This window comes from Nocardioides sp. cx-169, assembly GCF_021083605.1.
GTDB lineage: Bacteria > Actinomycetota > Actinomycetes > Propionibacteriales > Nocardioidaceae > Nocardioides.
Genome location: NZ_JAJNRO010000009.1, coordinates 77,375 through 96,521, shown reverse-complemented (window position 1 = coordinate 96,521; position 19,147 = coordinate 77,375). Strand labels below are relative to the sequence as shown.

The 19,147-nt window shown below is 72.1% G+C and carries 21 protein-coding genes; 11 read left to right on the top strand and 10 right to left on the bottom strand.

What is annotated here, in order from left to right:
* Positions 1 to 3 precede the first annotated feature (3 nt).
* The 3 genes from LRP67_RS13740 to LRP67_RS13730 are packed head-to-tail and all read left to right on the top strand — an operon-like array spanning position 4 to position 2,608.
* Positions 4 to 1,071 (top strand): thiolase domain-containing protein, encoded by a 1,068-nt coding sequence (locus tag LRP67_RS13740; protein ID WP_231270731.1) that lies wholly within the window; start codon positions 4 to 6, stop codon positions 1,069 to 1,071.
* Complete coding sequence (locus tag LRP67_RS13735; protein WP_231270730.1) at positions 1,071 to 2,306, top strand: thiolase domain-containing protein; 1,236 nt, start codon at positions 1,071 to 1,073, stop codon at positions 2,304 to 2,306. The genes LRP67_RS13740 and LRP67_RS13735 overlap by 1 nt, the downstream gene beginning before the upstream one ends.
* On the top strand, positions 2,294 to 2,608 hold the full coding sequence (locus tag LRP67_RS13730) for a helix-turn-helix domain-containing protein (protein ID WP_231270729.1): 315 nt from the start codon (positions 2,294 to 2,296) through the stop codon (positions 2,606 to 2,608). The genes LRP67_RS13735 and LRP67_RS13730 overlap by 13 nt, the downstream gene beginning before the upstream one ends.
* 40 nt (positions 2,609 to 2,648) lie before the next feature.
* Here the strand turns inward: LRP67_RS13730 and LRP67_RS13725 are convergent, their stop codons facing one another.
* Positions 2,649 to 3,257 (bottom strand): ClpP family protease, encoded by a 609-nt coding sequence (locus LRP67_RS13725; RefSeq protein ID WP_231270728.1) that lies wholly within the window; start codon positions 3,255 to 3,257, stop codon positions 2,649 to 2,651.
* Entirely contained in the window at positions 3,254 to 3,874 is a 621-nt protein-coding gene (locus tag LRP67_RS13720; RefSeq protein WP_231270727.1) for a ClpP family protease, read from the bottom strand. Before LRP67_RS13720 ends, LRP67_RS13725 begins: the two co-directional genes overlap by 4 nt.
* Before the next feature lie 91 nt (positions 3,875 to 3,965).
* On the opposite strand from LRP67_RS13720, the gene map reads away from it, so the two are divergent.
* The gene (gene map / locus LRP67_RS13715) at positions 3,966 to 4,733 is read left to right on the top strand and encodes a type I methionyl aminopeptidase (RefSeq protein ID WP_231270726.1); all 768 of its coding nucleotides are present in this window, start codon (positions 3,966 to 3,968) and stop codon (positions 4,731 to 4,733) included.
* A gap of 7 nt (positions 4,734 to 4,740) precedes the next feature.
* Here the strand turns inward: map and recQ are convergent, their stop codons facing one another.
* On the bottom strand, positions 4,741 to 6,555 hold the full coding sequence (recQ, locus tag LRP67_RS13710; RefSeq protein ID WP_231270725.1) for a DNA helicase RecQ: 1,815 nt from the start codon (positions 6,553 to 6,555) through the stop codon (positions 4,741 to 4,743).
* Between the two features lie 162 nt (positions 6,556 to 6,717).
* Positions 6,718 to 7,959: a cytochrome P450 gene (locus LRP67_RS21905; protein ID WP_231270724.1), complete on the bottom strand. Its 1,242-nt coding sequence runs from the start codon at positions 7,957 to 7,959 to the stop codon at positions 6,718 to 6,720.
* Between the two features lie 158 nt (positions 7,960 to 8,117).
* Between LRP67_RS21905 and LRP67_RS13700 the strand changes: the two genes are divergently transcribed.
* Positions 8,118 to 9,281 carry a steroid 3-ketoacyl-CoA thiolase gene (locus LRP67_RS13700; RefSeq protein ID WP_231270723.1) on the top strand — a complete coding sequence of 388 codons (1,164 nt, stop codon included), beginning with the start codon at positions 8,118 to 8,120 and terminating at the stop codon, positions 9,279 to 9,281.
* A gap of 49 nt (positions 9,282 to 9,330) precedes the next feature.
* Here LRP67_RS13700 and LRP67_RS13695 read toward each other — a convergent pair whose 3' ends face one another.
* Both LRP67_RS13695 and LRP67_RS13690 read right to left on the bottom strand, forming a co-directional pair.
* Entirely contained in the window at positions 9,331 to 10,218 is an 888-nt protein-coding gene (locus LRP67_RS13695) for an SDR family oxidoreductase (RefSeq protein WP_231270722.1), read from the bottom strand.
* Positions 10,215 to 10,979 carry an SDR family oxidoreductase gene (locus tag LRP67_RS13690; RefSeq protein WP_231270721.1) on the bottom strand — a complete coding sequence of 255 codons (765 nt, stop codon included), beginning with the start codon at positions 10,977 to 10,979 and terminating at the stop codon, positions 10,215 to 10,217. The genes LRP67_RS13695 and LRP67_RS13690 overlap by 4 nt, the downstream gene beginning before the upstream one ends.
* Positions 10,980 to 11,025: 46 nt before the next feature.
* Here LRP67_RS13690 and LRP67_RS13685 point away from each other — a divergent pair, with 46 nt between their 5' ends.
* Genes LRP67_RS13685 through LRP67_RS13670 form a run of 4 tightly spaced genes read left to right on the top strand, consistent with a single transcriptional unit; the run spans position 11,026 to position 14,493 of the window.
* The gene (locus LRP67_RS13685; RefSeq protein ID WP_231270720.1) at positions 11,026 to 11,784 is read left to right on the top strand and encodes an enoyl-CoA hydratase family protein; all 759 of its coding nucleotides are present in this window, start codon (positions 11,026 to 11,028) and stop codon (positions 11,782 to 11,784) included.
* Positions 11,781 to 12,662 (top strand): CoA transferase subunit A, encoded by an 882-nt coding sequence (locus tag LRP67_RS13680; RefSeq protein ID WP_231270719.1) that lies wholly within the window; start codon positions 11,781 to 11,783, stop codon positions 12,660 to 12,662. Before LRP67_RS13685 ends, LRP67_RS13680 begins: the two co-directional genes overlap by 4 nt.
* Positions 12,659 to 13,429, top strand: coding sequence for a CoA-transferase subunit beta (locus tag LRP67_RS13675; RefSeq protein WP_231270718.1), 771 nt, complete (start codon positions 12,659 to 12,661; stop codon positions 13,427 to 13,429). Before LRP67_RS13680 ends, LRP67_RS13675 begins: the two co-directional genes overlap by 4 nt.
* Entirely contained in the window at positions 13,426 to 14,493 is a 1,068-nt protein-coding gene (locus LRP67_RS13670; RefSeq protein WP_231270717.1) for a nitronate monooxygenase family protein, read from the top strand. The genes LRP67_RS13675 and LRP67_RS13670 overlap by 4 nt, the downstream gene beginning before the upstream one ends.
* Here the strand turns inward: LRP67_RS13670 and LRP67_RS13665 are convergent.
* Entirely contained in the window at positions 14,490 to 15,149 is a 660-nt protein-coding gene (locus tag LRP67_RS13665) for a hypothetical protein (RefSeq protein WP_231270716.1), read from the bottom strand. The genes LRP67_RS13670 and LRP67_RS13665 overlap by 4 nt on opposite strands.
* 90 nt (positions 15,150 to 15,239) lie before the next feature.
* On the opposite strand from LRP67_RS13665, the gene LRP67_RS13660 reads away from it, so the two are divergent.
* Both LRP67_RS13660 and LRP67_RS13655 read left to right on the top strand, forming a co-directional pair.
* Positions 15,240 to 16,100 carry a hypothetical protein gene (locus tag LRP67_RS13660; protein ID WP_231270715.1) on the top strand — a complete coding sequence of 287 codons (861 nt, stop codon included), beginning with the start codon at positions 15,240 to 15,242 and terminating at the stop codon, positions 16,098 to 16,100.
* A gap of 47 nt (positions 16,101 to 16,147) precedes the next feature.
* Complete coding sequence (locus tag LRP67_RS13655; protein WP_231270714.1) at positions 16,148 to 16,498, top strand: hypothetical protein; 351 nt, start codon at positions 16,148 to 16,150, stop codon at positions 16,496 to 16,498.
* A 167-nt stretch (positions 16,499 to 16,665) separates the two neighbouring features.
* Here LRP67_RS13655 and LRP67_RS13650 read toward each other — a convergent pair whose 3' ends face one another.
* The 3 genes from LRP67_RS13650 to hsaD are packed head-to-tail and all read right to left on the bottom strand — an operon-like array spanning position 16,666 to position 19,146.
* Positions 16,666 to 17,298 (bottom strand): flavin reductase family protein, encoded by a 633-nt coding sequence (locus tag LRP67_RS13650; protein ID WP_231270713.1) that lies wholly within the window; start codon positions 17,296 to 17,298, stop codon positions 16,666 to 16,668.
* A gap of 43 nt (positions 17,299 to 17,341) precedes the next feature.
* Positions 17,342 to 18,241, bottom strand: a complete 900-nt coding sequence (gene hsaC, locus LRP67_RS13645; protein ID WP_231270712.1) for an iron-dependent extradiol dioxygenase HsaC — start codon at positions 18,239 to 18,241, stop codon at positions 17,342 to 17,344.
* Positions 18,238 to 19,146 carry a 4,5:9,10-diseco-3-hydroxy-5,9,17-trioxoandrosta-1(10),2-diene-4-oate hydrolase gene (gene hsaD / locus LRP67_RS13640; RefSeq protein WP_231270711.1) on the bottom strand — a complete coding sequence of 303 codons (909 nt, stop codon included), beginning with the start codon at positions 19,144 to 19,146 and terminating at the stop codon, positions 18,238 to 18,240. Before hsaD ends, hsaC begins: the two co-directional genes overlap by 4 nt.
* Position 19,147: the final 1 nt, after the last annotated feature.

Here is a 19,147-nt window from a genome sequence, read left to right as displayed (position 1 = left end):
AAGATGAGAGACGTCGCCGTCGTCGGGTTCGCCCAACGGCAGATGCCGGACTTCGACGGGTCGCCGACCTGCGTGGAGATGCTGGTCCCGATCCTGGCCGAGTGCTACGAGCAGACCGGCTGGACCCGGCGCGACGTCGGGTTCTGGTGCTCGGGCTCCTCGGACTACCTGGCCGGGCGCTCGTTCTCGTTCGTACAGGCCGTCGACGCGATCGGCGTGACGCCGCCGGTCAACGAGTCGCACGTCGAGATGGACCTGGCCTGGGCGATGTACGAGGCCTGGGTCAAGATCCAGACCGGCGAGGTGGACACCGCCGTGGTCTACGCGTTCGGCAAGAGCTCCGCCGGTGTCCTGCGCCGCACCCTCGCACTTCAGCTCGACCCCTACACGCTCACCCCGCTGTGGCCCGACACCGTGTCGCTGGCCGGCCTGCAGGCACGTGCCGGTATCGACGCCGGGCTCTGGGACGAGCGAGCGATGGCCGAGGTCGTGCACCGCTCCCTCACCGACGCCGAGACGAACGACCACGCGATCCGCAAGGGTGGCTCCTCGGTCGAGGCCCTGCTCGCCCGCCCGATGTACGCCGACCCGCTGCGCAAGCACGACTGCGCCCCGGTCACCGACGGCGCGGCCGCCCTGGTGCTCGCCGCCGGCGACGGCGCCCGCGACGTACGGGACCGGCCGGCCTGGATCACCGGCCTGTCCCACTTCGTCGACTCCCCCGGGCTCGGCACCCGCGACCTCACCCGCGCCCCCAGCGCCGCCCACGCCGCCGAGAAGGTCGACCTCGCCGGCGTCGAGGTGGCCGAACTGCACGCGCCGTTCAGCCACCAGGAGCTGGTCCTGCGCCGCGAGCTCGGCCTCGCCGACGACGTGCGCATCAACCCCTCGGGCGGCGCCCTCACGAGCAACCCGATGTTCTCCGGCGGCGGCATCCGCATCGGCGAGACCGCGCAGCGGATCTGGTCCGGCGAGATCGGCAAGGGGGTCGGCCACGCCACGTCCGGCACGGCCCTGCAGCAGAACCTCCTGTGCGTCCTGGACGCCAGCACCGGAAAGGACGGAGCCTGATGGGCAAGCAGCCCGCCGCCGTGGTCGGCATCGGCCAGACCCATCACCGCGCCAAGCGCGAGGACCTCTCCATGGCGGGCCTGTGCCGCGAGGCCATCGACCGGGCCCTCCTGGACGCGGACCTCACCCTCGACGACATCGACGCGATCGTCGTGGGCAAGGCGCCGGACCTGTTCGAGGGCGTGATGATGCCCGAGCTCTTCCTCGCCGAGTCCCTCGGCGCGGCGGGCAAGCCGCTGCTGCGCGTGCACACCGCCGGCTCGGTCGGCGGCTCGACCGCGATCGTGGCGGCCTCGCTGGTGCAGTCCGGCGTGCACAAGCGAGTGCTGACCGTGGCCTACGAGAAGCAGTCGGAGTCCAACGCGATGTGGGCGCTGTCGGTGCCGCTGCCGTTCAACATGCCGGTGCACGCAGGCGCGGGCGGCTACTTCGCGCCGCACGTGCGCTCCTACATCCGCCGCTCCGGGGCGCCCACCCACGTCGGCGCGATCGTCGCCGCCAAGGACCGCAACAACGCCCTGAAGAACCCCTACGCCCACCTGCACAACGAGGGGACCACCGTCGAGTCGGTGCTGGCCTCCACGATGCTGTGGGACCCGATCCGCTACGACGAGACCTGCCCGTCCTCCGACGGCGCCTGCGCGCTGGTCATCGTCGACGAGGACACGGCCACTGCCTCCCCCAACCCCGCGTGGATCCACGGCACGGTGATGCGCTCGGAGTCGACCTCGGCCGCCGAGCGCGACCAGGTCAACCCGCAGGCATCCCGCGACGCCGCGGCGTACCTGTGGAAGCAGGCCGGGATCACCGACCCGTTCACGGAGATCGACGCCGCCGAGATCTACGTGCCGTTCTCGTGGTTCGAGCCGATGTGGCTCGAGAGCCTCGGCTTCGCCGGCGAGAGCGAGGGCTGGAAGCTCACCGAGTCGGGCGAGACCGCCATGACGGGGCGGCTGCCGGTGAACTGCTCCGGTGGCGTGCTGTCGTCCAACCCGATCGGCGCGTCCGGCATGCTGCGCTTCGGCGAGGCCGCACTGCAGGTGCGCGGTGCCGCCGGCGAGCACCAGGTCGACGGCGCGCGCCGGGCGCTGGGCCATGCCTACGGCGGCGGCTCGCAGTTCTTCGCGATGTGGGTCGTGGGCGCGGACAAGCCGACGAGCCGAGCGTTCGCCCACCGCGAACGACGCGGACGCGGGCGCCGCGGCGGGCCTAGGCTCCGTCCATGGGTGAGCTGATCTCGTTCCCGAAGCCGGTCGCGGCCCCCGAGCCGACGGCCGAGCCGCTCTGGCGCGAGGCCGTGGGCCGCGAGCTGCGAGACGCACGGACCGCCGACGGCCGGACCCTGGCCGACGTGGCGGGCGACGCCGGCGTGTCCACGCAGTACCTCTCCGAGGTCGAGCGCGGCCGCAAGGAGCCGAGCTCGGAGGTGCTCTCCGCCGTGACCGGAGCGCTCGGGCTGCGGCTCGTCGACCTCACCGCCCGGGTGACCCGCCGGCTCGCCGCCCGGCCGAGCGGCCCGGTCTGCCTCGCCGCCTGATCAAGGAAGCAGCAGCTGGATCCCAGGTTGCGCGCAGGGGTCATGCTGTGAGCGGAGACGGCTTGCGGCTGCCCAGGACGGCGTCCGCCAGGCCGTAGGCGACGGCCTCCTCCGCGCTCAGGATGAGGTCGCGCTCGGTGTCCTCGCGCAGCCGCTCGACGCTCTGGCCGGTGTGCCGCGCCAACACCAGCTCCATCTCCGCGCGCAGCCGGACGATCTCCTTGGCCTGCAGCGCCAGATCCGGGAGCGTGCCCTGTCCCCCGCCCGAGGGCTGGTGCAGGACCACGCGCGAGCGCGGCAGGACGGTACGCCGCCCGGCCGCCCCGCCCGCGAGCAGGAGCGCAGCCGACGACGCGGCCTGCCCGACGCAGGTCGTCCCGACCGGGGAGTGGATGAACTGCATCGTGTCGTAGATCGCCAGCGTCGCGGTCACCGAGCCGCCCGGGGAGTTGAGGTACAGATCGATCTGGGTGTCGGGGCGCTCCGACTCGAGGTGCAGCAGCTGGGCGATGACGACGTTGGCCACGCCGTCGTCGATCTCGGTCCCGACGTAGACGATGCGGTCGCTCAGCAGCCGGCTGTAGATGTCGACGGCCCGCTCGCCGCGCGGGGTCTTCTCGACGACGCTGGGGATCGTGTAGCTGCTCATCGGTGGATCCCGAAGCTCGCGCTGCCACGGGCCGGCGTGACGGCCTCGAGGTCGGTCAGGACCTCGTCGACGAAGCCGTAGGCCTGCGCCTCCTCCGCGGTGAACCACCGGTCGCGCAGAGCGTCCCGTTCGACCTTCTCCACCGGCTGGCCGGTGTGTTCGGCGATGAGCCCCATCACCACATTCTTGGTGTGCTCGAGGTTCTCGGCCTGGATCTCGATGTCGATGGCGGTGCCGCCGATGCCGGCGGAGCCCTGGTGCATCAGGACCCGGGAGTGCGGCAGCGCGTAGCGCTTGCCGGGCGCGCCGGCCGAGAGCAGGAACTGGCCCATGCTCGCCGCGAGGCCCAGCGCCAGCGTGCTGACGTCGTTGGGGATGAGCCGCATGGTGTCGTAGATCGCCAGCCCGGAGGAGACCGAGCCGCCGGGCGAGTTGATGTAGAGGCTGATGTCGCGGTGCGGGTCCTCGGCCGCGAGCAGGAGCAGCTCGGCGCACAGCCGGTTGGCGATCGCGTCGTCGACCTCCTGGCCGAGGACGATGATCCGCTGCTGGAGCAGCCGGCCGGTCAGCTGGTCGTCGTAGGAGCCGGTCAGGGCCGGAGTGGCGGGAGTGGTCATGCCGCCAGCCTGTCCGCCGTACGCCGTGAGAGCCAGGGATTCTGCCGAGGGCGGTTCTGCCGACAGCGGCAGGACTCCGTAGGCTCGTGGCGTGATCGAGCTCCGTACCCCGACCCAGATCGAGCAGATGCGCCCCGCCGGCCGCTTCGTCGCCTCGGTCATCACCGCGCTGTCCGAGAAGGCCGACGTCGGGGTCAACCTGCTCGAGCTCGACGCGCTGGCCCACGACATGATCCGCGCCGCGGGAGCCGAGTCCTGCTACATCGACTACCACCCGTCGTTCGGCGCCATGCCGTTCGGCAAGGTGCTGTGCACCTCGGTCAACGACGCGGTCCTGCACGGCCTCCCCCACGACTACGTGCTGCAGGACGGCGACCTGCTCTCGGTCGACTTCGCCGCCAGCGTCGATGGGTGGGTGGCCGACTCCGCGTTGTCCGTGGTCGTCGGCACCCCGCGCCAGGAGGACCTCGACCTGATCGAGACCACCGGCCGCGCACTGGACGCGGGCATCGCGGCCGCGACGGTCGGGAACCGGATCGGCGACATCTCCGCCGCGATCGGCGGGGTCGCGCGCGACGCCGGCCTGCGGGTCAACCTGCAGTTCGGCGGCCACGGCGTCGGTCGCACCATGCACGGCGACCCGCACATCGCCAACGACGGGCGCGCCGGCCGCGGTCTCAAGCTCCGCCCCGGCCTGGTCATCGCCATCGAGCCGTGGTTCCTGCACACCACCGACGAGATCTACATCGACAAGGACGGCTGGACGATCCGCAGCCAGGACGGCTCCCGCGGCGCCCACATGGAGCACACCGTCGCGATCACCGCCGACGGCCCGCTCATCCTCACCGCCCGGGACTGACGCCGCCTCAGCCGGCGACGACCTCGAGCAGCTGCTCGCCCCACTTGTCGAGCTTGCCCGCGCCGATGCCCGAGATCGTGGCGAGCTCGTCGAGCGAGGCCGGGGTCATGGCGGCGACGCTGCGCAGGGTGGCGTCGTGGAAGACGACGTACGCCGGGAGGCCGGCGTCCTTGGCGGTGGCGGCCCGCCAGGCGCGCAGCCGCTCGAACAGCTCCTCGCCGGGCGTGTCCAGTGCGACGGCGCCGGCGACCTTGCTCTTGGCGGCCCGCCGCCGGCTCGGTGCCCGGGCCTCGGTGCGCAGGGAGACCGCCCGCTCCCCGCGCAGCACGGAGTTGGACTCCTCGGTCAGCTCGAGGGTGCCGTAGCCGTCGGTGCCGACCGCGAGCAGGCGTTGGGCCAGGAGCTGGCGGACGACGCCGCGCCAGCCCGCCTCGTCGAGCTCGGTCCCGATGCCGAACACCGTGAGCGAGTCGTGCCCCAGCGAGGTGACGCGCTCGGTGGCCCGGCCGAGCAGGATGTCGATGACGTGCCCGGCGCCGTAGCGCTGGCGGCGCTGCGCCAGGCGCACCACCGCCGAGAGCAGCTTCTGGGCGGGGACCGTCCCGTCGAACGTCGCCGGCGGGGTGAGGCAGGTGTCGCAGTTGCCGCAGGGCTCGCCGTCCTGACCGAAGTAGGCCAGGAGCTGTCGGCGGCGGCACTGCGCGGTCTCGCACAGCGCGAGCATGGCGTCCAGGTGCTGGCCCAGGCGCCGGCGGTGGGCGGCGTCGCCCTCGGAGGTGTCGATCATCTTGCGCTGCTGGACCACGTCGGCCAGGCCGTAGGCGAGCCACGCGGTCGCCGGCAGCCCGTCCCGGCCCGCGCGGCCGGTCTCCTGGTAGTAGCCCTCGACCGACTTGGGCAGGTCCAGGTGCGCCACGAACCGCACGTCGGGCTTGTCGATGCCCATGCCGAACGCGATCGTGGCCGTGATGACGAGCCCGGGCTCGCGCAGGAACCGGCGCTGGTGGTCCGCGCGGACGCGGGCGTCCAGGCCGGCGTGGTACGGCAGCGCCGGGATGCCCTGGGCGGTGAGGTACTGCGCGGTCTGCTCCACGGACTTGCGGGAGAGGCAGTAGACGATGCCCGAGTCGCCGGCGTGCTCGGTGCGCAGCAGGTGCAGGAGCTGGGCGCGCGGGTTGTCCTTGCCGACGATGCGGTACTCGATGTTGGGGCGGTCGAAGCTCGACACGAACTGCGCCGCGCCCGTGAGGCCGAGCCGCGAGACGATCTCGCGGCGGGTCGCGTCGGTCGCCGTGGCGGTCAGCGCCACGCGCGGCACCTCCGGCCAGCGCTCGCCCAGCACGCTGAGGGTGAGGTAGTCGGGGCGGAAGTCATGGCCCCAGGAGGAGACGCAGTGGGCCTCGTCGATGGCGAACAGCGCGACCCTGCCGCGGTCGAGCAGCGCGAGCGTGTCGGGCACCGAGAGTCGCTCGGGAGCGAGGTAGAGCAGGTCGAGCTCCCCGGCGACGTACGCCTCCTCGACGGCGCGCCGCTCCGGCAGCGTCTGGGTGGAGTTGAGGTAGGCCGCACGGACGCCGAGCGCGTCGAGGGCGTCGACCTGGTCGGCCATGAGCGCGATCAGAGGTGAGATCACCACCCCCGTGCCCTCGCGGACCAGCGCCGGGACCTGGTAGCACAGCGACTTCCCCCCGCCGGTCGGCATCAGCACCAGCGCGTCGTCACCGCCGACCAGGGTGTCGATGATCGCGGCCTGCTCGCCCCGGAACGACTCGTAGCCGAAGACCGTGCTCAGCACCTCGGCCGGCGTCCGCGCAGAACTCATGGCGACCATCGTGCCGTGCCCCGCCGACGTCACCCCCATCCCACCCCGGCTTGCGGTGCATCGTCGGCTCACCGGGCCTCGACAGGCTCCGTCACGACCTCGCAAGCTCGGTCGTGGTCGCCGCTCGACCACCGACGATCGGGTCCGCTGGCGCGGCCCCGATCAGGCGTACCTGACCTGGAGCTCCTTGAGGCCGTTGACCCAGGAGTGGCGCAGGCGGACGGGGTCGGCGAGCTTGGTGATGTCGGGGGCGTGGTCGGCGAGCGCGTCGAAGATGACCCGGATCTCCTGGCGGGCCAGGTTGGCGCCCAGGCAGTAGTGCGCGCCGTGCCCCCCGAAGCCGACCTGGGGGTTGTCCTGGCGGGTGATGTCGAACCGGAAGGGGTCCTCGAACACCTCGGGGTCGAAGTTGGCGGCGGCGTAGAAGAGCGCCGCGCGCTGGCCCTTCTTGATGGTGACGCCGTTGACCTCCACGTCGGCGAGTGCGGTGCGCTGGAAGACGTTGACCGGCGTCGCCCACCGCACGACCTCGTCGACCATGGTGCTCGGCCGGTCGCGCTTCCAGATCTCCCACTGCTCGGGGTTGTCCAGGAAGGCGTTCATGCCGTGGGAGATGGCGTTGCGGGTGGTCTCGTTGCCCGCGACGGCCAGCAGGATCACGAAGTAGCCGAACTCGTCGTCGTTGAGCCCACGCTCGCCCTTGTGGGCGTTGATCAGCTTGGTGATCAGGTCGTCGCGGGGGTTGGCCTGCCGGTCGGCGGCCAGCATCATGGCGTAGCCGAGGATCTCGGCGGCGGCGACGTCGTTGCTGCCGGCGTAGTCCGGGTCCTCGCCCGCGAGCATCTGGTTGGACCAGTCGAAGAGCTTGTGCCGGTCCTCCTGCGGCACGCCGATCAGGTCCGCGATCGCCTGGAGCGGCAGCTCGGCCGCGATCTCCGCGACGAAGTCGCCGGTGCCGCGCTCCACAGCGGCCCGCACGATGCTCTTCCCGCGGGCGACCATCGTCGCCTCCAGCTCGGCGATCGAGCGCGGCGTGAAGCCGCGCGAGATGATCGCCCGGGTGGCGGTGTGCTCCGGCGGGTCCTGGTTGATCAGGATCACCCGCTGCAACTCGATCTGCTCGCGCTCCATCGCGCCGGGGAAGCGGATGATGGCCCCGTTCTCGTAGGTCGACCAGCTCTTGCTGTCCTTGGAGATCGCCGAGACATCGGCGTGTCGGGTGATGGCGTAGTAGCCGGTCCCCGACTCCGGCGAGAACCCGCTCCTGCTCGCCTCGTCCTGCTCCACCCACAGCACCGGGGCCGTACGGCGAGCGGCGGCGAACTCGTCGTACGGGACACCCTCGAGGTTGACGTCCGGGTCGGTGAAGTCGAACCCCTCGGGGATGACGTCGGTTGCGGTCACGGCGGGTCGCCTCTCATTTCTGGAACACGTTCTACCCGAACGAGACTACATACTCTCGGTATATCCGGAAAGGCTTTCCTGCCCGTCCCGGGCGGCAGGCCCAGCTCGGGGCGCTCGACCCCTTGTCGATCAATGAGAACGTGTTCTAGTTTGGCACCATGGGCACCCCGGTGATCGTCGACGCCGTCCGCACCCCTCTGGGCAAGCGGGACGGCTGGCTCGCCGGCGTCCACCCCGCGGTGCTGTTGGGGCTCGTGCAGGCGGAGGTGCTGCGCCGGGCCGGCATCGACTCCGAGCTCGTCGACCAGGTGGTCGGCGGCTGCGTCACCCAGGCCGGAGAGCAGTCCAACGACATGGTGCGTCGCGCCTGGCTCCACGCGGGCCTCGCCCAGCGCACCGGCGCCACCGCCATCGACGCGCAGTGCGGATCCGGGCAGCAGTCCGCGCACCTGGTCCATGACATGGTCGCGGCCGGCACCATCGACATCGGGATCGCCTGCGGGGTCGAGTCCATGTCGCGCATCCCCCTCGGAGCCAACGTCCCGGCGGGTCTGGGCGACCCCCGGCCGGACGACTGGACGATCGACCTGCCCAACCAGTTCGAGGCGGCGGACCGGATCGCTCGCCACCGCGGGCTGACCCGCGCCGATCTGGACGCCCTCGGGCTGACGTCGCAGCAGAAGGCCCGCACCGCAACGGACGAGGGCCGCTTCAAGCGCGAGATCGCACCGCTCGAGGCTCCCGTGCTCGACGGCCAGGGAGCCCCGAGCGGCGAGACCCGGACAGTGGACAGCGACCAGGGCCTGCGCGAGACCACGCTCGGGGGCCTGGCCGCGCTGCGCGCCGTACTGCCCGAGGGGCTGCACACCGCGGGCACGTCCTCGCAGATCTCCGACGGCGCCTCGGCGGTGCTGATCATGGACGAGGACCGCGCCCGCGAGCTCGGGGTGACGCCCCGAGCCCGGATCGTGACCCACTGCCTGGTCGGCGCCGACCCCTACTTCCACCTCGACGGGCCGATCGACGCGACCCAGCGCGTCCTCGACCGGAGCGGCATGAGCATCTCGGACTTCGACCTGTTCGAGGTCAACGAGGCCTTCGCCTCGGTCGTACTCTCCTGGGCCGGGCAGCACCGGGTCGACCTGGACCGCGTGAACGTCAACGGCGGTGCCATCGCGATCGGTCACCCCGTCGGCTCCACCGGCACCCGGCTCCTCACCACCGCCCTGCACGAGCTCGAGCGCCGCGACCAGTCGACCGCGCTCATCTCGATGTGCGCCGGCGGTGCCATGGCGACCGGCACCGTGATCGAGCGGGTCTGAGGTCCGATCGGCGCGAGATTCACCGGGTGGGCGGGGCGGAAACTCGCCCTCAGGCGCCGTAGACCGGCTCGGGGGCGGGGGCGGCGGCAAGCAGGGCGCGCAGGGCGGGGCCGACGGCGGCGGCGTCCCAGCGCCGGCCGAGGTCGTGGGCCGGGCCGTGGGACCAGCCGTTCTCGACGGTGATCCGTCCGCCGTCGACCTCGATGACCCGGCCGGTGACGTCCGCGGAGTCGACCGAGGCGAGCCAGGCCACGATCGGCGAGTTGTCCTCGGGCAGCGCCATGGTGGAGGTGTCGAAGGCACCCTCGGTCATCCGGGTGCGCGCGACCGGCGCGATGGCGTTGACGGTGATGCCGTAGCGTCCCAGCTCCTGCGCCGCGACGAGCGTCAGACCGGCGATGCCGGCCTTGGCGGCGGAGTACGTCGCCTGACCGACGGAGCCCTGGAGCCCGGCGCCCGACGACGTGTTGACGACGCGGGCGGCGCGCTGGCGGCCCGCCTTGGCCTCGGCGCGCCAGTAGGCACCGGCGTGCCGCAACGGCGCGAAGTGCCCCTTGAGGTGCACCCGGATGACCGCGTCCCACTCCTCCTCCGAGGTGTTGACCAGCATCCGGTCGCGCACGAACCCGGCATTGTTGACCAGGACGTCGAGCCCGCCGAAGGTGTCGATGGCCTGCTGCACCATCGCCTGCGCCTGGGCGAAGTCGGCGACGTCCGCGCCGTTGACGACCGCCCGCCCGCCGCCCGCCTCGATCTCGGCGACGACTCGGTCGGCGGGCGAGCCCTCCAACGGACCTCTCTGGCCCGCGAGCGAGACGCCGTAGTCGTTGACCACCACGGCGGCGCCGTGCGAGGCCAGCTCGAGGGCGTGCGCCCGGCCGATCCCGCGCCCCGCGCCGGTGACGATCGCGACGCGACCCTCGAGAATGCTGCTCACTGCTGCACCTTGGTCGCTGCGGACAAGAAGGCCGGCGGCTCGCCGCCGCCGTGACACTCGACGCTCGCGCCCGAGACGTACGACGCCAGGTCGCTGGCCAGGAACACCGCGACGTGGCCGACCTCCTCGGGCCGGGCCATGCGACCGAGCGGGATCGTCGCCTCGATCGCGGCCACCCGGGCGTCGTCGCCGTAGTGGTCGCCGGTGTGCTCGGTGCGGCACAGGCCCACGTCGATCGCGTTGACCCGCACCCGCGGCGCCCACTCGACTGCAAGGGAGCGCGTCAGCGAGTCGAGTCCGGCCTTCGCGGCGCCGTAGGCCGCCGTGCCCGGCGAGGGGCGCAGCGCCGACACCGACGAGACGTTGACGATCGCCCCGCCGCTGGGCTGTCGCTGCATCACCGCGTTGACGGCCTGGGCGCACATCAGCGGCGCCAGCAGGTTGAGACCGACCACCTTGTCGTGGAAGTGCGGCGACGCCTCCGCCGCCGGCGCGTACGGCGCACCGCCGGCGTTGTTGACCAGCACGTCCAGCCGGCCGTGCTCCGCGACGACCGCGTCGACGAGGGCGCGCACGGACTCCGGCTCCCGCACGTCGCACACATGGTGCGCCGCTCCCGACACCGGCGAGGCATCCGAGCGCGAGCAGGTCACGACCGTGGCTCCAGCGGCCAGGAACGCCCGGGTGATGCCCAGTCCGATGCCCTGGGTCCCCCCGGTGACGAGGACGGCCCGTCCGGACAGGTCCAGCGAGAGCGACATGCTGGTACGTTACCAAGCAAGCGTTAGGTTGCACAGAGAGGCCTCCATGACCATCACCTCGGAGCTGCGCGACGACCACGTCCGCGTCGTCACGATGGGCCATCCGCCCGTCAACGCGCTGACCGTCCAGGGCTGGTTCGACGTCGCGGCCGCGCTCGACGAGGCGAGCCGCGACCGCGACACCCACGTCGTGGTGCTCCGTGCCGAGGGCCGCGGCTTCAACGCCGGGGTCGACATCAAGGAGATGCAGCACACCTCCGGCTTCGACATGCTGCTGGGCGCCAACAAGGGCTGCTTCGCGGCGTTCAAGGCCGTCTACGAGTGCGCGGTGCCGGTCGTCGCGGCAGTCCACGGCTTCTGCCTCGGCGGCGGGGTCGGCCTGGTCGGCAACGCCGACTGCGTGGTCGCCAGCGACGACGCCTACTTCGGGGTCCCCGAGGTCGACCAGGGGGCGCTCGGGGCCGCCACCCACCTGGCTCGCCTAGTGCCACAGCACCTCATGCGGACGCTCTACTTCACCGCCCGCACGATCACGGCCGCCGAGCTCGTGCCGCACGGCAGCATCCTCGAGGTGGTCCCCCGAGACCGCCTGGACGACGCCGCGCTCGCGGTCGCCGGCGAGATCGCCGCGAAGGACACCCGGGTCATCCGCGCCGCCAAGGAGGCGCTCAACGGCATCGACCCGATCGACGTCAACAAGAGCTACCGCTTCGAGCAGGGCTTCACGATGGAGCTCAACCTCGCCGGCGTGGCCGACGAGCTTCGCGACGGATTCGCCGGCACTGACAAGGCGGGCACGACGTGACCGCGGCGCCCCGCGACAAGCGCGTGACCATCGACGAGGTCGTCGGCGAGCTGAAGAGTGGCATGACGATCGGCATCGGCGGGTGGGGGTCGCGCCGCAAGCCGATGGCGCTGGTGCGGGCGATCCTGCGCTCCGAGCTGCGCGACCTCACCGTCGTCAGCTGGGGCGGCGCGGACGTCGGCCTGCTCGTGCGGGCCGGCAAGGTACGCCGGCTGGTCTATGCCTTCGTGTCCCTCGACTCGGTCCCCCTCGAGCCGAACTTCCAGCGCGCCCGCCAGGACGGCACGATCCCCGAGGTCGTCGAGCTCGACGAGGGCATGTTCCAGACCGGGCTGCGCGCGGCCGCGCAGCGGCTGCCCTTCCTGCCGATGCGCGCCGGCCTCGGGTCCGACGTACTGGTCAACAACTCCTGGATCAAGACCGTCCAGAGCCCGTACGACGACGGCGAGGAGCTGGTCGCCGTGCCGGCGCTGCGCCTCGACGTGGCGCTGGTGCACCTCAACCGCGCCGACCGGCACGGCAACGCGACCTACCTCGGCCCGGACCCCTACTTCGACGACCTGTTCTGCATGGCCGCCGACCGGGCCTACGTCAGCGTCGAGCAGGTCGTCGACACGGCCGGCCTCACCGTCAACACGCCCGTCCAGAGACTGCTGTTGAGCCGCATGATGGTCAGCGGCGTGGTCGAGACCCCGAACGGCGCGCACTTCACCACGTGCACGCCCGACTACGAGCGCGACGAGCGCTTCCAGAAGGCGTACGCCGCCGCGGCCGGCGGGTCCGAGGCCGACTGGACGGTGTTCGAGGAGCGCTTCCTCTCCGGCGACGAGTCCGCCTACCAGAGCGCGGTGCGGGCGTTCGGCGAGGAGCAGGCATGAGCACGACCGGCCCGGGCGCGACCCGCGCGGACGTCTGCGCCGTCGCCATCGCCGACGCCTTCAAGGACGACGGCGAGATCTTCGGCAGCCCGATGGGTCTGCTGCCGATGCTGGGCGCGCGCCTGGCCCGCCTCACCTCCAACCCCGACCTGGTGGTCTCCGACGGGGAGTCGCTGTTCCTGGCCGGGACTCCCCCGCTGTTCGCCACGGCCGACGTGGTCGAGGGCTGGATCCCGTTCCGCAAGGTCTTCGACGTCGTCGCCTACGGCAAGCGGCACGTCATGATGGGCGCGACCCAGGTCGACCGGCACGGGAACCAGAACATCTCGGCCATCGGCGACTTCTCCCAGCCCAAGCGCCAGCTCCTCGGGTCGCGCGGCGCCCCGGGCAACACCGTCAACAACCGCACCTCCTACTGGGTGCCGAAGCACTCGCCCCGCGTGTTCGTCGAGCGGGTCGACATCGTCTCGGGCGTCGGACCGGCGCTCGCCAAGAAGACCGGGCCCGCGGCTGCGCGCTTCAACGACATCCACCGGATCGTCAGCAACCTGGCGGTGTTCGACGTGCAGGGTGAGGGCGACACCGTGCGTCTGCTCAGCGTGCACCCTGGCGTGACGGTGGACGAGGTGCGACAGGCGACGGGGTTCCACCTGGACGCCTTCGGCGACGTGCCCGAGACCCGTTCGCCCACCGCCGAGGAGCTCATCCTCATCCGTGAGGTGCTCGACCCGACGTCGCTGCGGCACCGCGAGGTGCCGATCGCATGATCGCGCAGCTGATCCGGACGCCGTTCACCGAGCTCACCGGGGTCCGGCACCCCGTCGTCCAGACCGGCATGGGCTGGGTCTCCGGGCCCCGCCTGGTCAGCGGCACGGCGAACGCCGGCGGGCTGGGGATCCTGGCCTCGGCGACCATGACCCTCGGGGAGCTCGAACGCGCCATCGTCGAGGTCAAGGGCCGCACCGACCAGCCGTTCGGGGTCAACCTGCGCGCCGACGCCGGCGACGCCGCCGACCGCTGCGACCTGCTGATCCGCCATGGCGTGAAGGTCGCCTCCTTCGCACTCGCGCCCACGCGCGACCTGATCGCCAGGCTCAAGGACCACGGCGTCGTCGTCATGCCGTCGGTGGGCGCCGCGCGCCACGCCGAGAAGGTCGCGGCCTGGGGCGCGGACGCGGTGATGGTGCAGGGCGGCGAGGGCGGCGGCCACACCGGACCGGTGCCCACGACGCTCCTGCTGCCGACCGTGCTGGACGCGGTCGACATCCCGGTCGTCGCGGCGGGCGGCTTCTTCGACGGGCGCGGCCTGGCCGCTGCGCTGTCCTACGGCGCAGCCGGCGTCGGCATGGGGACGCGGTTCCTGCTGACCCAGGACAGCGCGGTCCCGCAGGCAGTCAAGGACCTCTACCTGCAACAGGATCTCACCGGCACCGTCGTCACCGCGAAGGTCGACGGGATGCCGCACCGGATGCTGCGCACCCCCTTCGTCGAGGAGCTGGAGGAGAGCGGGACCGTCCGGCGTCTCGGCCCGACCCTGCGGCGGACGCTGGAGTTCAAGCGCGCCAGCGCGATGTCGTGGCGGGAGGTCGCCCAGGATGGCCGCGCGATGCGCAGGAGCCAGGGCCGCACGCTCGCCCAGATGATGCTGGCGGCCAACACCCCCGTGATGCTGCGCGCCGGCCTGGTCGAGGGTGACACCGGCGCGGGGGTGCTGGCGTCCGGTCAGGTCGTGGGGGTCATCGACGACCTGCCGACCTGCGAGGAGCTGGTCGAGCGGATCATCACCCGCGCGGACGCCGAGCTGCGGCGCTCGAGGGCCTACCTCCTCTAGGCGCGGCCGGGGACGTAGCCCCCGGGCGGCGCCCAGACGCCGGTGTCGCGCAGCCGCGCGTGGATCTCGTACTCGGGGCGGAAGTACTCCGTCAGGGCGGCCCGGGTCGCGGCGCTCAGCTCGGGCTCGCGGCGCTCGCTGGACACGTTGGCGGTGTCGATCCGCACCGCGTCACCCATCCGCTCCGCGAGCCACGACTGCCAGGCATCGGGACGGTCGAGCGCGAAGATCCGGTCCACGCCGAGGTCCAGGTCGTCGCTCATCGCCAGGAACCGTGCCGGGCGGCCGACGTTGCGAGTCACCGACCGGTCACCCTCGACGTACGCCGCCGCGAACCGCTCGAAGCTGACGTCACCGGTGTAGCGGTGGGGCCGCTCCTCGAGGATCGCCGGGCGGGAGCGGTAGCGCCACCACGACTCCAGCCACTCGATCGGCTCGCGGAACAGCGAGACCAGCTCGTAGTCCTTCCGCGGATAGCCCGCGTGCCGCAGGATCGGCATCATCCGCGCGTGGAACTGCCGGCAGTTCATGTGCTTGAGCTTGGGGTTGCCCCGCAGGACGACCTCGGCCCTGCCGCTCAGCGACCTCACGATCGAGGTGGACGCGCACTTCGGCATCGACAGCATCACGAAACCGTGGCGGGGCAGCGCGATCATGCGCCCAACCTACTGGCTGCGTGTTGTCCGAGGACGGGGCCCGCCGGTAGGTACTCTCGCTCGGTCGGAACCCGCCTCGGAGGAGCCCCCATGCACGCACGCGCCAGCCTGGCGGCCCTAGGGCTGGCGCTCGCGCTGGCCGCAGTCGTGCCCGGTGCGGCGACGGCCGACTCCCCAGGCCCTACGGCGGCCGGGGCCGCGCCGTCCTGCGGGACCGGGGTCGTCGGCCAGGACTCCTCCGGGCGCGTCCTCGAGCACTTCGTCCGCAACGGGCGCCATGTCCGCACCCGCCGGGGCCCCAGGCTGCCCCAGAGGATCACCGGTCTGGGCTACGTCGACGTCCGCGGCAAGGTGACCCGGCTGTCCGCCACGACCGCCGGCGGCGTACCCCGCATGCTCACCCTGAAGGCGACCGGCCGCCACCGGATGACGGCCTCGACCACCCCCTTCGCGCAGCGCGGCTTCGCCCCCGTCCTGTTCACCGACGCCTACGGCTACTTCGCCTACACCGTCGACCGGGCCGGGGTGCTCCACCGGTGGGTGCTCGACCGCGGGCGAGGCGGCGAGGTCCGCTACACCGGGCGGACCCGCCTCGGCGACGGCTTCAAGGGGCTCACCGCACTCGGCACCGCCGGCCACCGCGCGAAGCCGGCGGCCGACCTGCTCTACGCCGTGACCGCGCGCGGGGCACTGCGGCTCCTCACCGTCCCCCTCGCGCGACCGCGGGCCCATACGGCGCAGACCCTCCTGCGCCGCGGGTACGCCGGCGTCACGGAGCTGTCGGCCGGCTACTGCGTCGCCGAGGGCCAGGACGTCGTCATCGCGCTCGACCCGGCCGCCGGCAAGGCGACCTGGACCCTGATCAGCGGACTGACGACGCGGTCCCCGAGCGCCCACCAGCGCGGCGCCGTCACGGGCCGGGCCGACTGGGTCCTCCACGCCGTCATGTGAGCGGCCCCGGGCGCGGGCGACACCGCCCGGAGCGCTATTTTGGGGTCATGTCCGAGGAGCCGCCCGTCCGCCGTGCCCGGCACCTGATGGACCCCTCGAAACCACGTCCGCCGGTGCGCCAGGAGGACATCCAGCGGCTCGAGCGCGTGCAGAAGTGGGTCCTCTCGATCCTGATCGTCACCACGATCCTGCACCTCTCGGTCGGGGTCGGGCTCGCCGCGCAGTACGTCGAGGAGGACGCGGTCGTCGCCGGCGTCGGCCTCAGCGTGCTGGCTGGCGCGTTCGGGATCATCGCCGTGGCGTCCGGCTTGGCGATCCACAAGCGCAGCATCGCCTCCCCGTGGCTGCTGCTCGGGGTCGTCCCCGGGCTGGTCTCGCTCTACCTCGTCCTGCGCTGACCCTCCCCTGGCGGCTCGACCCCGCCTGTGGGCCACGGAGGTTTCGCCGCCACGCCGGCGGCGACAAGTGAGGGCACGACCCTTCGGTCACGAGACGGGAAGCGGGGCAGCGCCGCGAGCAGGCAGCGTTCGCGCCGGACGGGGCCACGCTGTGCTCCGCCGCCGGTTCAGTCGGTCGTGGCGTAGGCGCCGCGGTAGAAGAGCAGCGGCCGCTCCGGGCCCCGCAGCGCCAGGTCGAGCACCCGGCCGATCACGACGTAGTGGTCGCCGGCCTCGTGGACGGCGTGGATCGCGCAGTCGACGAACCCCAAGGCGCCGTGCAGCAAAGGCGAGCCGGTCTGCTCACTGGGCTCCCAGTCGACGCCGGCGAACTTGTCGGTGCCGCGGCTGGCCATCGTGTTGGAGAGCTCCGCCTGGTCGTGGGCCAGGAAGTTGACGCAGAACCGCCCGGCGCGCTGCATCAGCGGCCACGCCCGGGAGGTCTTGGCCGGGATGAAGAGCACCAGCGGCGGATCGAGCGAGACGCTGGAGAAGGACTGGCAGGTCATGCCGACGGGCTCGCCGTTGCTGATTGCGGTCACGACGGTCACGCCGGAGGCGAAGCTGCCGAGAACGTCGCGGAAGGCGCGAGCGCGAGCGACGGCCTCCGGGTCGTCGGCGTGGACCTCCGACACCTCGCCGGGGCGCCACTCGACGTCGAGGTCCACGTCGCCCAGCCAGGAGCTGATCAGCTCCGGGCTCGGCCAGGTCTCCCGCGCGTCCGCGCTCATCCCCTCGGGGATCTCGGCACTGGAGCTCATGGTCCCCATGGTCGCACTGACGCGGGCGCCGTCGGCGCGGACCTCAATGGCCGCCGCCGAAGTCGTGGCCCCAGTAGGACACCGCGGTCGACTCGCGCGCGACCCAGCTGTCGTCGTCGACCTGCAGGCCGTCGGTGCCGAACTCGATGTCGAAGCCGGCGGGCGAGCGAACGTAGAAGGAGACCATCTCGTCGTTCATGTGCCGCCCGAGCGTCGCGGACAGCGGCGCCTGGTGCTTGCGCACCCGCTCCAGCGCGCGGCCCACGTGGTCGAGCTGGTCCACCTCCAGCATGATGTGGACGCACTTGGCCGGATTCGGCATCGGGAGGAACGCCAGCGAGTGGTGGCGAGGGTTGACCCCCAGGAAGCGCAGCCAGACCTTGGAGCCCGGCTCCTTGCCCACGAACTCCCCCGGCATGCTCATGGAGTCGCGCAGCCGGAAACCCAGCACGTCGGTGTAGAACCGCAGTGCCTCGACGTCGTCGAGGACGGGCAGCACGATGTGGCCCATCCCCTGGTCACCGGTGACGAACGTCGCGGCGTACGGCGTGACGACCGGGCGCGACTCGTAGGTGATGCCGTGGAAGAGCTCGAAGACGTTGTCCCAGGGGTCGGAGAACCGCACCAGCTCCTGGACGCGCCGCTCGTCGAGCTCCGCGCGGGTGCCCTCCTCGAAGGGCACGCCGGCCTTCTGCAGGTGCTCGCGCGCACCCTGCAGCGCACGGTGGTCGGCAACCTCCCACCCGGTCGCAGACAGCTCGTCGACGTCGGAGGGGAACACCACCAGCCGGGCCGACACCTGGTCGATGCGCCAGTAGTGGTGGGCGGGATCGGGCCCGCGACCCTTGGCCAGGCCGAGGACTTTGCCGGCGAACGTCTCCCACTGCTCGAGGTCCGTGCTCGCCACGCGGATGTAGCCCAAGGACCTGATCTCGATGGTCATGACTCCCCCCTCGGGGATCGAGCCTGTCGGGACTCGACGTGGCGGGCGTAGAAGGCGGTGGCGACCTCCCGGAACTCGTCGGCGGCCTCGATCTGGGCCCAGTGCCCGCAGTTCGGGAAGACATGCAGCGAGGCCCTGGGGATCAGCTTCAGCGCCGCCATGGCACCGTCGAGCGGGTTCACCCGGTCCTCGCGGCCCCAGGTGAGCAGGGTGGGCTTGCGCAGGCGGTGGGCCTCGCGCCAGAGCATGCCGTCCTCGGCCGTCTCGGGGCTCCAGAACGACATGCCCATGGAGCGCATCGCCTCCTGGGCGCCCGGCGCGGTGGCGTCGGCGAACCGCTCCTCGACCAGCTCGTCGGTGACCAGCGACTGGTCGACGACCATGGTGGAGATGAAGGCGCGCAGCGCCTCGCGGGTGGGGCTCGCGCCGAAGTCCATGAGCCGCTGGACGCCTTCGGTGGGGTCGGCGTGGAACAGGTTGAGCGAGAGGCCGCCCGGGCCCATCAGCACCAGGCGCCCGACCCGGTCGGGGTAGGTGAGCGTGAGGCGCATCGCCGTACCGCCGCCGAGGCTGTTGCCCAGCAGGTGCACGCGCTCGATGCCCAGCTCGTCGAGCAGCGCCACCACGTGGTCGGCCGCGTGGCGGTAGAAGTTGCCGACCACCGGCGGTTTGTCGGAGCCGCCGAAGCCTGGCTGGTCGACCAGCAAGGTGCGGAACTTCGCCGCGAAGCCCGGGAGCGCGGAGCCGAAGTTGGACCACGCGCTCGCGCCCGGCCCCCCGCCGTGCAGCATGACCAGCGGCAGGCCGCCGCCGACCGCGGTGGGCTCGCCGGCCTCGTAGTAGTTGAGCGTGATCTCGCGGGCCTTCGCCGAGCGGCGGGTGGCTCCCTGGGAGTGCTGGCTCATG